Here is a 15,325-nt window from a genome sequence, read left to right as displayed (position 1 = left end):
TGCGCTGCGGTCGCGACATAATCAACCCGCTATCAAGACAACCTAGCGGGTAGCTGAAAGCCAAGCTTTAGCGTAGAGGCAGCATCAGGGTTATAGGGGAAATGTCGGGGCACGGAATGAATCCCGCGTACTTGATATAAAAGCTCGACAGCCGATCATTCAAGGGATGAACAATTATTGCGCTGGATCCGATCGACTGAGACGCGTTGAGGGCTCTTTCAATCGCATCTTGCAGTAAATCGACAGCGAAACCTTGGCCCTGAGCATCGCGCGTTACCCCCATACGCCCCAATAGAGTTACCGGATGGACACTGGGCGAATTGCGTTGACTGCTTTTCGGCATGACGCTGGCACGGGCGACTGATCCGCTGGAGAGAGTGTAATAGGCCATCACATTCGACGTGCCTTTGAGGCAACTGACGTACACAACAGCCTGCTTGGTGGATTGGGCTTTTCGCGCCTTCCTCTGCAGGTAATGGTCAATGGTCACCTCACCAGAATCGAAAGCATTGAGCTCGTGTAGGTCGTTGAGCTTCTCGGGGGCGGTCAACTCCAACGTTTTGGACGTGCGAGCAGTTGGTGCAGGCATTCGTTACCTCGAGCCGGATTGGCTTCAATAGCCTGTTCGAATGCGTCAAATGCGCTGTCGTCGAGAAGGAACAGTCGTTTATCCAGAATCACCTCTTCAGCTTTTTGGCAGGCAGCTTCCAGGATAAAACTTGTGCGATCACGACCAGACATGGCGGCTGCCAAATCGATCAGATTACGTTTCTTTTCGTCCGCTCTCATGTTGATTGGAACGGGTTTGGATTTTTCAACGCTTTCAGTTGTGGACATTTTTTCTGTTTCCCATCTGGGTAGGTGATGTTGGAACTGGAGCCTCCTTATGGCGTTAGCACATCAGCTTTTGTTTACTTTTCATTTTCTGACTCCTTGAGTGGCCCGGAGAGGTTTAGGCCATGCTCTTAACGTGAGATCTAACGTTTGAGGTGCGAAGCCATGTGAGCAGCTTCGGAGTCGATTCTATACCGACCGTGTAGCTAATGCATATACGCGTATAGCTTTCAGATACACGGTCATTTTATTTAGTCTGGCGAGAAAGAGATCCTCGCCAAAGGACCTTCGCCTACGTCGTGACCTCCACGTTATCCAGAGCTTTGTTCACCGCTAATTCACCAAGCATGACAACCTGCGCGATACCGAGCAGGGTCTTGCGATTGGTGCCGCCTAATAGCGCGGCGAAGTCACCGAGCATCACCGTGGCCGAGGCCAGGGATTCGCTGGCGTTGGCCAGTAATGATTCGGTGTCGGCTTTGGGATTGACCAGGAACATCTGGTTGGGGATGTACGGCGCGGACATGATGGCGGCTGAGGGTTTGAGGTAGAAGTCGAGCGCGCGGTCGGCGGCTTCGTGGAGTTTTCGGGTGTCGACGGAGGCGTAAGGGGATGTTGAGTTGGCGTCGGGGATGGCGTCTGTTTCTGGGGGATTTGGGGTTGGCTTTTTCATAATGTTTTACTCAGCTTGAAGGTGGAGCTGGCCCTTTCGGTTCCACGCGAAAGGGTGGCAGCTGTACGCAGGTTGGAACCCGGGCAACTGAGCAAACCCGACAGACTCGAAGTCTCCCGCGCACAGCCGCCATAACGGAGTGCACACATGAAAGTGCGCAAGCATACGTCATGAACAGTGCGTTTTGCTTCAGTTGAGCCACGGGGTTCCAATCCCGATCGCTGAATTGGCAGCGACCCACACAGGCTAGAGAACGGACGTCCGACGGACAACCTGAAAATATTGTGGGAAGGTTCCGCGATTCCCACACAACCTTTAAACATCACGAATTGAAATACGCAGCGTGATATCGAAATTCGCCCTCTGTAGGAGCTGCCGAAGGCTGCGATCTTTTGATCTGGAGGTTTTAAAAAGCAAGATCAACAGATCGCAGCCTTCGGCAGCTCCTACAGGGAACCGTGAGTCAGCCGCCGTTGTTACGACACACGCCCATCACGTTGTACTTGATGGTGTTGAGCTGACCTTTGGAGTCCTCGTAGGTCATCGCGGTGGGCACGACATTGCACGCTGCCTGCGGCTTCACAACGCTTACCACTTTGACCACGTCCAGCTTCATTCCGTATTCGTAATCCTTCACCACCGGCGGCGCTTTGCCCTGGTTGGTGGCGTACTGATTCATGGCTTTGGCGTTGGCGCTGAGCGCACGTTCAAAAGTGCGGTCACCACCGCCTTCGGCCTGCACATTCAGCGACATCGCCATGACAGCGGCGAATGCGATCAATTTGAGTACTTTCATGTCCATTTCCTTCCCGTCCGGGCTTAAAAAAAAGCCCGGCATCGATGCGCGATGAAGGGCTTCTATAAAGGGCAGCAGGCTTACAGGTCGCGGGTTTTTTCGTCTTTCTTTTCATTGACGACCACCGGGTTGCCGGCGGCTTTTTCCTTGGCGACGAACAACTCCACGGAGCGCTCGCTGTTGGCCATCATTTTTTCGAAAGTGCGGTCGCCACCGCCTTCGGCCAAGGCCAGGGAAGACATCGCCAGAGCGGCTGCAAAAGCACTGAGTTGGGCAAGTTTCATCGTTGATTCCTCGTTTAAGTAGCTGACGGGATCAAGGTAACAAGGCGCACCTTTCGTGACGGTGGCGGGGAAATTACAGATCCGTTATCTGCCTGCCGATATTTTGAATCCGGACATAAAACCTGTAGGAGTGAGCCTGCTCGCGATAGCAGTGGGTCAGTCAATGTAGATCTGACTGATAGACCGCCATCGCGAGCAGGCTCACTCCTACAGGGGGATCACTTAGTCAGTGAGTGCTGTGTCTTCTTCCCGGCGATGGGCGAGTTGGTAGAGTGCCGGCAAGATCAGCAACGTGAGGATCGTCGAGGAGAGGATTCCGCCGATCACTACGGTGGCGAGCGGCCGCTGCACTTCGGCGCCAGTGCCGGTGGCAAGCGCCATAGGAATAAACCCCAGCGACGCCACCAGCGCGGTCATCAACACTGGCCGCAGACGCGTCAGCGCACCTTCATGAATCGCGTCCGACAGCGACCGCCCCTCCTCCCGCAAATTACGAATGAACGCGATCATCACCAAGCCATTCAACACCGCCACCCCGGACAACGCGATAAACCCGACACCCGCCGAAATCGACAGCGGAATATCGCGCAACCACAGCGCCATGACCCCACCGGTCAACGCAAACGGAATCCCGGTAAACACCAGCAAACCGTCCTTGAGATTGTTGAACATCATGAACAACAAGCCGAACACCAGCAGCAGCGCAACCGGCACCACAATCTGCAAGCGTTTGGCCGCCGATTGCAGCTGCTCGAACTGGCCGCCCCAACTGGTCCAGTAACCGGCTGGAACCTGCACGTCACGTTCGATCACTTCGCCGGCCTCGCTGACAAACGAACCAATATCACGCCCGCGCACGTTGGCGCTGACGATCACCAGACGCTTGCCGTTCTCGCGGCTGACCTGATTCGGCCCGAGCACCAGGTCGAGGCTGGCGACGTCTTGCAGCGCGATAAAGCCGATTTGATTCGCCGCTCCGTTCAAAGGCGCCGGCACCGGAATCAGCAATGCCGACAAGCCGTCGATGTCCTTGCGCATGGCATCGGACAGGCGCACGACCATATCGAAACGCCGGTCACCCTCGTACAACGTCCCGGCCTTACGCCCACCGACCGCAACGGCAATGGTGTCCTGCACATCACCGACGTTGAGTCCGTAACGCGCGGCTTTATCGCGATCAATGTTGATGGTCAGCACCGGCAACCCAGTGGTCTGTTCGACCTTCACCTCGGATGCACCGTTGACCTTCTGCATCGCGGCGGCAATTTTCGCCGCCGTGGCATTGAGCACGTCCATGTCATCGCCGAACACCTTCACCGCGACATCGCTGCGTACGCCGGAGATCAGCTCGTTGAAGCGCAACTGGATCGGCTGCGACAGTTCATAGTTGCTGCCCGGCAGCGTCGCGGCGGCCGCTTGCAGTTCCGCCATCAAGGTTTCGCGGGATTTGTCCGGGTCCGGCCACTGCTCTTTCGGTTTGAGCATCACGTAGCTGTCGGAGATGTTCGGCGGCATCGGGTCGGAGGCAATTTCGGCGGTGCCGGTGCGGGCGAACACGCGTTCGACTTCCGGCACCTTCGCCAGAATCAACGTCTCCAGGCGCTGCTGCATGTCTACCGATTGCGTCAGGCTGGTGCCCGGCACGCGCAGCGCTTGCAAGGCAAAATCCCCTTCGCTCAGGCTAGGAACAAACTCGCTGCCCATGCGACTTGTGAGCACACCACTAAGGACAATCACACCCAACGCCGCGCCCACTGCGATTGCGCGATGGGACATGACCCAGGCCAGCGCCGGCGCATAAACACGACGCGCGCCGCGCATCACCGCACCCTCTTCTTCCTTGACCTTGCCGGTCACGAACAGCGCAATCGCCGCCGGCACAAAGGTCACCGACAACAGCATCGCGCCAAGCAAAGCGATGACCACAGTAAACGCCATCGGGTGGAACATTTTCCCTTCAACACCGCTCAGCGCGAAGATAGGCAAGTACACGACCATGATGATCAACTGGCCGAAAATCAGCGGTCGCCGCGCTTCTTTTGCCGCCGCAAACACCTCCTTGAAACGCTCGGCGCGAGTCAACAAACGCCCGTGATGCTGCTGCGCATGGGCCAGCCGTCGCAGGGTGTTTTCAACGATCACCACCGCGCCATCGACGATGATGCCGAAGTCCAGCGCACCGAGGCTCATCAGGTTGGCGCTGACTTTGTTGCTGAACATCCCGGTAAACGTGAACAGCATCGACAACGGAATCACCATCGCGGTAATCAGCGCCGCGCGGATGTTGCCGAGGAACAGAAACAGAATCGCGATCACCAGAATCGCGCCTTCGATAAGGTTCTTTTTCACCGTAGCGATGGCTTTGTCGACCAGGTGCGTGCGGTCATAAACCGGCACGGCGATCACGCCTTCCGGCAGTGATTTATTGATTTGTTCAAGCTTGCTGGCCACCGCTTGCGAGACCGTTCGACTGTTTTCGCCGATCAGCATGAACACCGTGCCGAGCACCACTTCCCGGCCATTTTCCGTGGCCGCACCGCTGCGCAATTCACGGCCGATTTCCACAGTCGCAACGTTCTTCACGCGGATCGGTGTGCCGTCGACGTTGGCCATGACGATGTTGGCAATGTCCTCGGTGCTCGCCACTTGCCCCGGCGCGCGGATCAGCAATTGCTCGCCGCTGCGCTCGATGTACCCGGCGCCGACGTTGGCGTTGTTGCGCTCCAACGCGGTGATCAGATCGGTGAGCGTCAGTTTGTAGGCGGCCAGGCGTTTCGGGTCCGGCGCAATCTGGTACTCCTTGGCGAAACCGCCGATGGTATTGATCTCGGCCACACCCGGCACATTGCGTAATTGCGGTTTGATGATCCAGTCCTGAATCACCCGCAAATCGGTTGGCGTGTAGCTTGTGCCGTCGTCCTTGAGCGCGCCCTCCTTCGCTTCAACCGTCCACAGAAAAATCTCGCCGAGGCCGGTGGAAATCGGCCCCATCATCGCTTCCGCGCCTTCGGGCAATTGCTCCTTGGCGATCTGCAAGCGCTCGTTGACCAACTGACGAGCAAAGAACAGGTCGGTGCCGTCCTTGAAGATCACCGTCACTTGCGACAGGCCCGAGCGCGACAGCGAACGGGTCTGCTCCAGCGCCGGCAAACCGGCCATCGCGGTTTCAATCGGAAAAGTGATGCGCTGCTCGGTTTCCAGCGGCGAGAACCCGGCGGCGCCGGTGTTGATTTGCACCTGGACGTTGGTGATGTCGGGCACGGCGTCGATCGGCAGTTTTTGATAACTGGCGATGCCGAGGCCGGCCATAAGCAGAACGGCGAGCAGCACGATGATGCGCTGCTCGATGGCAAACTGGATCAGGCGTTCGAACATGAGGACTTTCCAGAATTAATGAGAGTGCTCGGCCGAGGCTTTGCCCAGTTCCGATTTGAGGACGAAGCTGCCGGCGCTGGCGACTTGTGCGCCCGGTTTCAGGCCTTGGGTGATTTCCACGTGGCCGGCTGCGCGACTGCCCAGCTCTACCGGCCGCGCTTCGAAGCCGTCATCGGTGCGGACGAACACGGTGGGTTTGTCCTCTACGGTCTGGATCGCGGTCTCCGGTACGGCGACTTTTGCTTCACGGCTGTCAGTGGCGACCAGCGCGGTGACGAACAGGCCTGGCCGCCATGAGCCTTGCGGATTTTCCAGGGTGACGCGAACGGTCGCGGTGCGCGTCTGTTCGCCGAGTAAACTGCCGACGTACGCCACGCTGCCGATCACTTCAGCGTTCAGTTCGGGCGCACTGACGGTCACCGCTTTGCCCACTTGCACCTTGGTCAAATCCTTCGGTGAAACGCCGAACGTCACCCACACCCGCGACAGATCGGAGAGCGTGAACGCCGCCGTGGTTTCATCGACCACCTCGCCCGGCGTCAGGTGTTTTTCCACCACGACACCGTCGAACGGTGCGCGCAGTTCGTAGCGATTGCCGCCGGTGGCGACCACGCTGCCGCTGAGCACGCTGATCTTTTGGCGCGCATTGCTCACAGCGATTTCAGCTTCTTGCAACGCCTGACGCGCCTGGAGGAAATCCTGCTCGGCGGAAATCTTGTCCTGCCAGAGTTTCTTCTCGCGCTCATAGGTGGTGCGCGCCAAGGCCAGGCGCCGTTGCGCGGCAGCCTGTTCGCTGCGCTGATCGGAGATCTGCTGACTGGCAATCACCGCGAGCAACTGGCCCTTCTTCACCGTTTGCCCGAGGTTGACCGCCACTGACTCGACCACCCCCGGCACACGCGGTACGACGTGAGCGGTGCGGTCTTCGTCGAAGCGTACTTCGCCGGGGAACGGCAAGCCGAGGCTGATGTTTCGCGGTTTCGCTTCAGCCAGTTGAATACCGGCGGCGGTGATCTGCTCGGCGCTCAATTCGATGTGCCCTTCTTCGGCATGCTCGCTTTCAGCGGCGGCGCCCTCCTGCGCATGATCGGCGTGATCCGCCGCTTCATCGGCATGCGCGTCGATGGAGGCATTGCCCGACCACATCGATCCCACACCGATGCCTAGCGCCAATGTCGCCGCAGCGACCACGATCAGTTTTTTATCCATGCAAACTCCTCTGCGCCGTGCCTGCGCGCAGTGATGTGAAAAGTGAAATTCAAGGGCTGACGGCGAGGTCGCCGAAGATCCGTTCGAGGCGTACGCGGGCGTCGGTCGCTTCGCTGACGGCCAGGATGTATTGGCTGCGGGCGCTGATCAGCGTGCGTTGCGCATCGAGCACATCGAGGAAGCCGAACTTGCCCATTTCAAAGCCGCGCGTGGCGCTGTCGACCGCACGTTGCGCGGCGGGCAGGATGGTCTGGTTGAACGCTGTAACTTCGCCGTTGGCGGTCTGCCATTGCGCAAGGCTGGTCTGGATTTCCGTGCGCAAGCGCAGCTCGGTGGCGTTGCGCAGATCCCGCGCCTGATCGGTTCGGCGTGCCGCCGCGAGGACGTTGCCCTGATTGCGGTTGAACAGCGGAATCGGCATCGACAGCCCGACCACGTTGACCCGCTCGCGCTCGGTCTCGCTGTACTGGCTGCCGACGCTCACGGTGAGATCGGGAATGCGCTGGGACTTTTCCAGGCCCAGCGATGCTTCGCGCTGATCGATCTGCAACGTGGCCAGACGTAGCTCGGCGGTCTCGTTCAAACGGTCCAGCAACTTGGTCGGTGGCGGGACGGCCGGCATGCTTTGCGTAGCTGCCTGCACCTTGGTCGATGCCGGCAAAGGCGCGCCCATGACTTGCGCCAACTGCTGATAGGCATTGGCCTGATCGCGTTCGGCGCGGCTCACTTCCAGGCGCACTTCCGAGAGCTGCACTTGCGCACGCGTGCCTTCGACCGGCGACGATTTACCCGCCTCGATCCGCCCTTGCGCCACCCGCAAACCCTTCTCGGCGAGTTGCAGCGATTGCCGAGACAGATCCAGGCGTTGCTGCGCGGTTTGCGCACTGTTGAATGCTTGAATCACATCGGCGCGCAAGGCATTGCGCTTGCGCTCCAGCTCGATGCCGGCGGCGCCCTGCGCGCGGCTGGCGACGTCGATCCGTGCACCGCGTTTGCCGCCCAGTTCAATCGGCTGGCTGAGCATGATCGTCGTGGTGCGCGAATCGCGGCGAGTGTCTTCGGCCTCCCAGGAAACTTCGGGGTTGGGGATAAAACCAGCCTGCACACGATCACCCTCGGCAATGCCGATTTCCCACTGCGCGGCGGCCAGATCGGGGTTACCGGCGAAGGCGCTTTGCAAGGCCTGATCCAGCGTCAACGTCGAGGCATTCGCCAGGCTGGCACTAGCCAATAACAGCAGGCCGCCGAGTGTTTTTTGCAGGCGTGATCGCGCCGTCAGTTCAATTAAACCGGGCAATGGCAGACTTCCTTTATTCAAGAATCTTTGATGCCGTCACGGTAGGGTTTTGAACTTATCGACAAGGTGACTGGAACATTACAAATCCGTTATCCACGGTTTGGGGAAGTTGTTTTGTTCTAGGATGCGAAGTGCAAATGGCTTTATCGAAATACATCGAAACAAAAACACGGTAGTTATCTGCTGAATTGCACTTGCCGGAATAAAACTCATGGGAATTTTGTGGCTTTTGCTGCGACCGGCTGTCGCAGAGCACCGTTTTAAAGCGCTTGGTGGTTGACCCTGTAGCCACTACAACCTTTATCGTTCGGACTTCCCCTCACCCCAGCCCTCTCCCGGGGGGAGAGGGAGCCGACCGAGATGTCTGGCGTTATATATCGACCTGTTACATCTAGTCGATTATGGATTCCGTAAAGATGTTCCACGTCGGTGCAGTTCTGAAGCATCCCACGTTTAGTCCCCTCTCCCTCTGGGAGAGGGCTAAGGTGAGGGGCTTCTTATCGTTATTGAGCAACGTCCGGAAGACCTTACAAAAACAATAAATTTCCCAGTCACCTAAATTAAATACCCATTAAATAAAAGTGGTGAAAGATCATGCGAATCCTTGTCGTCGAGGACGAGCTTAAAGCTGCCGAATACCTGCATCAGGGTTTGACCGAAAGTGGATATGTGGTTGACCACGCCGCCACCGGCGCCGATGGTTTGCACCTGGCGCAACAACAGGCCTATGACCTGATTATTCTCGATGTGAACCTGCCCGAACTGGACGGTTGGGGCGTGCTGGAACAACTGCGCCGCACTCACTCCACGCGGGTGATGATGCTCACCGCGCGCGGGCGTCTGGCGGACAAGATTCGTGGCCTCGATCTGGGTGCCGACGATTATCTGGTCAAGCCGTTCGAGTTTCCCGAACTGCTGGCCCGGGTGCGCACGTTGATGCGTCGTAGTGAAAACATTCCCCTGCCGCAAGTGCTGAAAGTCGCGGACCTGGAACTCGACCCGGGCCGCCATCGCGCGTTCCGCGGTGCGCAGCGCATCGACCTGACCACCAAGGAATTCGCCCTGCTGCATCTGCTGATGCGCCAGTCCGGCGAAGTGCTGACGCGCACGCAAATCATCTCGCTGGTGTGGGACATGAATTTCGATTGCGACACCAACGTCGTCGAAGTGTCGATCCGCCGTTTGCGGGCGAAGATCGACGACCCGTTCGACAGCAAACTGATCCACACCCTGCGCGGTGTCGGCTACGTGCTGGAAACGCGCGAATGAAACCGGCCAGCCTGTCGATGCGCCTGGGTTTGACGGTGAGTATTCTCGGCGCGCTGTTGGTGGTGTTCCTGGCGATCTTGGCTTTTTTCGCCCTGACCCATGAGCTGAACTCGCTTGCCAGAGACAGCCTGGAAAAGAAAATGGCGCAGGTTGAACACAGCTTGTCGCTGTACGTCGACGCCAATGAAATCAGCGGCAAGCCGCATATTCTGCTGGATCAGGTGATGGGGCATGACAACCTCACGCTGACCATTTACGACCGCCTCAACCAGCGCTCGCCGCTGCTCAAATCCGGCTCGGGATTGAGCGATCCGCGCGTCGAATTGAAAGCGGTGCGCACCACCACCGATCAACTCGCCTACAGCGACAGCAGCGACGCGGAAGGCAAGAAATTCCTCACCGCCTCGAAACTGATTCGCCTCAAAGACGGCAGCAGCGTGCCGGTGTTGCTGTCGGTGGATAATGCGCACGATGAGGCATTGCTCAGCGCCTACCTGCGCTCGACGCTGATTGCCCTGCCGTTGTTGCTGGTGTTCATCGGCCTGACAGCGTGGGGCGCGGTGCAACGCGGATTGGCGCCGATGCGCGAATTTCGCAAAGTCGCGGCGATGGTCTCGACCCAGGATCTCGATCATCGGCTGTCGGTGGTGGACATGCCACAGGAGCTGAGCGAACTGGCGCACGGCATCAACTTCATGCTGCATCGGCTGGATGCGGGGGTGCAGCAGTTGTCGCAGTTTTCCGATGATCTGGCCCATGAGTTACGCACGCCGATCAATAACCTGATGGGCAAGGCGCAGGTGACCTTGTCCCGCGAGCGCTCGGTGGAGGAATACAAGGATGTGCTGGTGTCGTGCACCGAAGAACTGGAGCGCGTGGCGCGGATCGTTTCCGACATGTTGTTTCTGGCGCAGGTGAGTCATCCGTCAGCGCTGGCGCCGTTTGAATCGGTAGCGCTGGAGGTTGAAGTGACGAAAGTGGCGGAGATGTTTTCGTTGTCGGCGCAGGATAAGGGCATTCATTTGAACGTGGTCGGGAGCGCGACGGTGCTGGGTGATCGGTTGATGATTCAGCGGGCGATTTCCAATTTGTTGTCGAATGCGCTGCGCCACTGCCCGAACGGGAAAACCGTGACATTGCTGATCGAACAAGGTACGACCCAGGCCTCCCTGCTGGTCAGCAATCCTGGCGTCGGGATTGAGGCGCAACACCTGCCACATCTGTTCGACCGCTTCTACCGCGTCGACAGCAGCCGCTCACGCTCGCAGGGCAGCACCGGGTTGGGCCTGGCGATCGTGCGCTCGATCATGAGCCTGCATCAGGGAGTGGCGGAGGTTAAGAGCTTGCCGGGGGTGATGACGGTGTTTCGCCTAGGCTTCCCCACCCCCGAATCATCCGTGTAGGAGCTGCCGCAGGCTGCGATCTCTTGCTCTTGTTTTTAAATCAAGATCAAAAGATCGCAGCCTGCGGCAGCTCCTACATTGATTTTCGGACATCGTGTCGGTCGTCATTTTTGTACGATTTTTTACCGATTTGCTCCCGTCCCCACACAAACACCGAAAGCTCTCGCCGCAACCTCCGTTTTGTCCTACAGCCAGTTTTGAGTAGATAGCTCTATGGTGGAAGCCTTGGCAGATGGAATACCGACGAGAGGCTAAAAATGAACAGGGATATCGTTTGCGAATGGGCTGAAGAAGTCTATGGTTTGGCAGCGTTGAAATATTCTGGCTATATTTGTCCAGAATACAGGGGTGAGCTGATGATCATCGTTCCGCTGGCTGAAGCCAAAAACAATTTATCCAAACTCGTCGATGATGCCGCTGCTGGCCAAGTCATCACGATTGCCAAGCATGGGCGGGCGATGGCTCGCCTCGTTCCCGTAGGAAAACCCAGCGCTCAGCGTATTGGCGCAATGAAGGGCAAACTGGTGTTGCCCGACGATTTCGACTCACCACTGCCCGATGACATGCTTGATGCATTTGAGGGCACTCAAGTATGTGGCTGCTGCTCGACACGCACATTTTGCTCTGGACGCTCAGTGATGACGCCAGACTGTCCGGCAAAGCCAGAAAATTGATTGAGAACGCCGCCGAAATCTATATCAGCGCCGCCACCTTCTGGGAAATGGCGATCAAGGTCGGGCTCGGCAAGCTGAATGTTGATCTGGAAGAAGTCCGCCAATATTGTCTCGACAGTGGCTTTATCGAATTGCCAGTGACTGCAGAACACGCCATCGCCGTGAAGGATCTTGAGCACCATCATCGCGATCCGTTTGACCGCATTATCGTGGCCACAGCAATGACTGAACCAATGAAGTTGCTCACGGCTGATGCTTTGGTTGCTCGGTACACCGATCTGGCTGTTCTGGTCTGATCAAGGCACATCCGTACCGATAAACATCAATGCTGGCTGTCAGACCGCAATCGGTGGCAGCCATCTCCCACAGGGATCTGCTGTGTATGCGGGATGCTGGGCTCCACGGGTACCTGTGGGAGCCTGGCTTGCCAGCGATGGCGGTGGGTCAGTCGATATCTTTTTGGTCTGGCACACCGCTATCGCGAGCAGGCTCACTCCTACAGGATTTGCGGTGTACGCAGCCTCTGTGAACGACACAGAAACCTGTAGGAGTGAGCCTGCTCGCGATTGCGGTCGATCAGGCACAAAAAAAACGGCACCTTCCGGTGCCGTTCGCCGTTCACATTTCAACTGTTATTTGCGTGCATCCGCCCAGGATTTCAGCAGTTCGTTGTAGCTCACGGTCTCGCCCTTCGGCTTCTCGTTGGCCAGTTTCGGTTTCGGTGCGCCCGGTTGATCAAACCAGTATTGCGCATCGCGTTCCGGGTTCATTTTCGGTGCGCACACCGCCTGAGCCTTGGAGCGTTCGAGGCGCGTCATGATCGCGTCCTGATCCTTGGCCAAACCATCCAGCGCTTGTTGCGGGGTCTTCTCGCCGCTGGCCGCTTCGGCGATGTGGCTCCACCACAATTGCGCCAGGCGCGGGTAGTCCGGCACGTTGGTCCCGGTCGGGGTCCATTGCACGCGGGCCGGGCTGCGGTAGAACTCGACCAGACCACCGAGTTTCGGTGCCAGATCGGTCATCGCCTGCGAGTTGATGTCCGACTCGCGAATCGGCGTCAGGCCGACGATGGTTTTCTTCAGCGACACGGTTTTCGAAGTGACGAACTGCGCGTACAGCCACGCCGCCAGTTTCTGTTTCTCAGGCGTGGATTTCATGAACGTCCACGAACCCACGTCCTGATAACCGAGCTTCATGCCCTCCTCCCAATACGGCCCGCGTGGCGATGGCGCCATCCGCCATTTCGGCGTGCCGTCGGCGTTGACCACCGGCAGACCCGGTTTGGTCATGTCGGCGGTGAACGCGGTGTACCAGAAAATCTGCTGGGCGATGTTGCCCTGCGACGGTACTGGCCCCGACTCGGAGAAGGTCATGCCCGCCGCTTCCGGTGGCGCGTAAGCCTTCAGCCAATCGACATATTTTTGCGTGGCGAACACCGCCGCCGGGCCGTTGGTGTCGCCGCCACGGGTCACGCTGGAGCCGACCGGGTGGCAATCCTCGACACGAATCCCCCACTCGTCCACCGGCAAACCATTCGGAATGCCCTTGTCGCCTCCACCGGCCATGGAGAACCAGGCATCGGTGAAGCGCCAGCCCAGCGACGGGTCTTTCTTGCCGTAATCCATGTGCCCGTAAACGCGCTTGCCGTCGATTTCCTTGACGTCTTCGCTGAAGAATTTGGCGATGTCTTCATAGGCGGACCAGTTCACCGGCACGCCCAATTCGTAGCCGTATTTTTCCTTGAACTTGGCTTTCAGATCGGCGCGCTCAAACCAGTCAGCGCGGAACCAGTACAGGTTGGCGAATTGCTGGTCGGGCAGTTGATAGATCTTGCCGTCCGGCGCGGTGGTGAAGGAGATGCCGATGAAGTCCTTGATGTCGAGGGTTGGCGAGGTGAAGTTCTTGCCTTCGTTGGCCATCAGGTCGGTGATCGATTCGGTTTTGCCATAACGAAAGTGCGTACCGATCAGATCCGAGTCGTTGACCCAGCCGTCATAGATGTTTTTGTCGGACTGCATCACCGTCTGCATTTTCTCGACCACGTCGCCTTCTTGCAGCAGGTCGTGGGTGAGCTTGATCCCGGTGATTTCGGTGAAGGCCTTGGCCAGCACTTTCGACTCGTATTCGTGGGTGGTCAGGGTCTCGGAAACGACCTTGATGTCCATGCCGCGAAACGGCTCGGCCGCCTTGATGAACCACTTCAATTCTTCGAGCTGCTGTTCAGCCGTCAGGGTCGACGGTTTGAATTCACTGCCGATCCATTTTTTCGCCGCGTCTTCGTAGGCATCGGCCCACGCGGCGGCGCTCAAACCGCTGAGTGCCAGCATGGCTGCCAATGAAATGCTATGTCGCAGCTTATTGTTTTTGTCGAACATAGAGACCTCCTGTTTAGGATTTCGGAGCACGGTTGCCGAACGACTCGACTAGCCCCAACGCATCACAGCCAACAGCCACACCAGGGACAACGCGGACGCCACCCAGATGCTCCAGTCGGTGGCGCCGATCACCAGCAAATGCAGGTAGGCGCTGCCGAGAAGACCGATAAACAAACGATCGCCACGGGTGGTGGCAATCGGTAGAAAACCTCGCCGCAGGATGCTCGGCGAACGCAATTCCCAAGTGGTCATGCCGACCAGAATCAGGCCGATGACGATGAAGAATGCGGCTGTCGGGGTGGTCCAACTCATCCATTCCATCATCAGCTCCTCAAACCCGACCGAGGGCAAAGCCCTTGGCCACGTGGTTGCGAACAAACCAGATCACCAGCATGCCCGGCAGAATGGTCAACACCCCCGCCGCCGCCAGCACACCCCAATCGATTCCCGACGCCGACACTGTGCGGGTCATCACCGCCGCAATCGGCTTGGCGTTTACCGAGGTCAACGTGCGCGCCAGCAGCAATTCGACCCAGGAAAACATGAAGCAGAAAAACGCCGTGACACCGATCCCGGAACCGATCAGCGGGATGAAAATCTTCACGAAGAACTTGGGAAAACTGTAGCCGTCGATGTAGGCGGTTTCGTCGATTTCCTTGGGCACGCCGGACATGAAGCCTTCGAGAATCCACACCGCCAGCGGCACGTTAAACAGGCAATGCGCCAAAGCCACGGCGATGTGCGTATCGAACAGGCCAATCGACGAATACAACTGAAAAAACGGCAGCAAGAACACCGCCGGTGGCGCCATACGGTTGGTCAGCAACCAGAAGAACAGGTGTTTGTCGCCGAGAAAACGATAGCGCGAAAACGCATAGGCCGCCGGCAGCGCCACGCTCAGCGAGATCACCGTGTTCAGGCTCACGTAATACAGCGAGTTGAGATAGCCGTTGTACCAACTCGGATCGGTGAAGATCACCTTGTAGTTCGCCAGCGTAAAGTCCTGTGGGAAAAGCGTCAGGCCGCCGAGGATTTCGGTGTTGCTCTTGAAGGACATGTTCAGCAGCCAGTAGATCGGCACCAGCAGGAACAGGATGTACACCAGCAGTGGAATAACTTTTTTCATAGGGGTAAGC

Annotated in this window: 14 protein-coding genes and 1 pseudogene; 4 read left to right on the top strand and 11 right to left on the bottom strand. The window is 58.0% G+C overall.

The annotated features are described in order from the left end of the window. Positions 1-67: 67 nt before the first annotated feature. From ACZZ0B_RS07845 to ACZZ0B_RS07810, 8 genes are all read right to left on the bottom strand, one after another. Positions 68-589, bottom strand: coding sequence for a hypothetical protein (locus ACZZ0B_RS07845; protein ID WP_463544785.1), 522 nt, complete (start codon positions 587-589; stop codon positions 68-70). Next, complete coding sequence (locus ACZZ0B_RS07840; protein WP_041073246.1) at positions 547-837, bottom strand: type II toxin-antitoxin system TacA family antitoxin; 291 nt, start codon at positions 835-837, stop codon at positions 547-549. The genes ACZZ0B_RS07845 and ACZZ0B_RS07840 overlap by 43 nt, the downstream gene beginning before the upstream one ends. A 289-nt stretch (positions 838-1,126) precedes the next feature. Beyond that, positions 1,127-1,507: a DUF6124 family protein gene (locus tag ACZZ0B_RS07835; RefSeq protein WP_463544784.1), complete on the bottom strand. Its 381-nt coding sequence runs from the start codon at positions 1,505-1,507 to the stop codon at positions 1,127-1,129. A gap of 463 nt (positions 1,508-1,970) precedes the next feature. Beyond that, positions 1,971-2,303, bottom strand: coding sequence for a DUF2790 domain-containing protein (locus tag ACZZ0B_RS07830; RefSeq protein ID WP_463544783.1), 333 nt, complete (start codon positions 2,301-2,303; stop codon positions 1,971-1,973). An 80-nt stretch (positions 2,304-2,383) separates the two neighbouring features. Then, positions 2,384-2,587, bottom strand: a complete 204-nt coding sequence (locus ACZZ0B_RS07825) for a co-regulatory protein PtrA N-terminal domain-containing protein (protein WP_463544782.1) — start codon at positions 2,585-2,587, stop codon at positions 2,384-2,386. A gap of 222 nt (positions 2,588-2,809) precedes the next feature. Beyond that, positions 2,810-5,962 carry a CusA/CzcA family heavy metal efflux RND transporter gene (locus ACZZ0B_RS07820; RefSeq protein WP_463544781.1) on the bottom strand — a complete coding sequence of 1,051 codons (3,153 nt, stop codon included), beginning with the start codon at positions 5,960-5,962 and terminating at the stop codon, positions 2,810-2,812. Positions 5,963-5,977: 15 nt separating this feature from the next. Then, a complete protein-coding gene (locus ACZZ0B_RS07815; protein WP_463544780.1) occupies positions 5,978-7,171 on the bottom strand; it encodes an efflux RND transporter periplasmic adaptor subunit in 1,194 nt (397 codons plus the stop codon). Between the two features lie 49 nt (positions 7,172-7,220). Further along, positions 7,221-8,468: a TolC family protein gene (locus tag ACZZ0B_RS07810; RefSeq protein WP_463544779.1), complete on the bottom strand. Its 1,248-nt coding sequence runs from the start codon at positions 8,466-8,468 to the stop codon at positions 7,221-7,223. 594 nt (positions 8,469-9,062) lie between these two features. Here ACZZ0B_RS07810 and ACZZ0B_RS07805 point away from each other — a divergent pair. The 4 genes and pseudogenes from ACZZ0B_RS07805 to ACZZ0B_RS07790 all read left to right on the top strand — a co-directional run bounded on the left by ACZZ0B_RS07805 (position 9,063) and on the right by ACZZ0B_RS07790 (position 12,110). Continuing rightward, a complete protein-coding gene (locus ACZZ0B_RS07805) occupies positions 9,063-9,737 on the top strand; it encodes a heavy metal response regulator transcription factor (protein ID WP_463544778.1) in 675 nt (224 codons plus the stop codon). Further along, the gene (locus ACZZ0B_RS07800) at positions 9,734-11,140 is read left to right on the top strand and encodes a heavy metal sensor histidine kinase (RefSeq protein WP_440095440.1); all 1,407 of its coding nucleotides are present in this window, start codon (positions 9,734-9,736) and stop codon (positions 11,138-11,140) included. Before ACZZ0B_RS07805 ends, ACZZ0B_RS07800 begins: the two co-directional genes overlap by 4 nt. A 257-nt stretch (positions 11,141-11,397) precedes the next feature. Next, positions 11,398-11,730: pseudogene (locus ACZZ0B_RS07795) on the top strand (type II toxin-antitoxin system Phd/YefM family antitoxin); the annotation flags it as partial. Between the two features lie 2 nt (positions 11,731-11,732). Beyond that, a complete protein-coding gene (locus ACZZ0B_RS07790; RefSeq protein WP_463544777.1) occupies positions 11,733-12,110 on the top strand; it encodes a type II toxin-antitoxin system VapC family toxin in 378 nt (125 codons plus the stop codon). A gap of 336 nt (positions 12,111-12,446) precedes the next feature. On the opposite strand, the gene ACZZ0B_RS07785 is transcribed toward ACZZ0B_RS07790, so the two are convergent. The 3 genes from ACZZ0B_RS07785 to ACZZ0B_RS07775 are packed head-to-tail and all read right to left on the bottom strand — an operon-like array spanning position 12,447 to position 15,315. Then, positions 12,447-14,189 carry an ABC transporter substrate-binding protein gene (locus ACZZ0B_RS07785; RefSeq protein ID WP_008083741.1) on the bottom strand — a complete coding sequence of 581 codons (1,743 nt, stop codon included), beginning with the start codon at positions 14,187-14,189 and terminating at the stop codon, positions 12,447-12,449. 48 nt (positions 14,190-14,237) lie between these two features. Continuing rightward, positions 14,238-14,510, bottom strand: coding sequence for a DUF2160 domain-containing protein (locus ACZZ0B_RS07780; RefSeq protein WP_007912485.1), 273 nt, complete (start codon positions 14,508-14,510; stop codon positions 14,238-14,240). A gap of 10 nt (positions 14,511-14,520) precedes the next feature. Then, positions 14,521-15,315, bottom strand: a complete 795-nt coding sequence (locus tag ACZZ0B_RS07775) for a carbohydrate ABC transporter permease (protein ID WP_371926003.1) — start codon at positions 15,313-15,315, stop codon at positions 14,521-14,523. Positions 15,316-15,325: the final 10 nt, after the last annotated feature.

The sequence above is a fragment of the Pseudomonas sp. AC247 genome (assembly GCF_979258015.1).
Note: the sequence above shows the minus strand (reverse complement) of the source record. Positions and strands in the feature narration are given on the sequence as shown.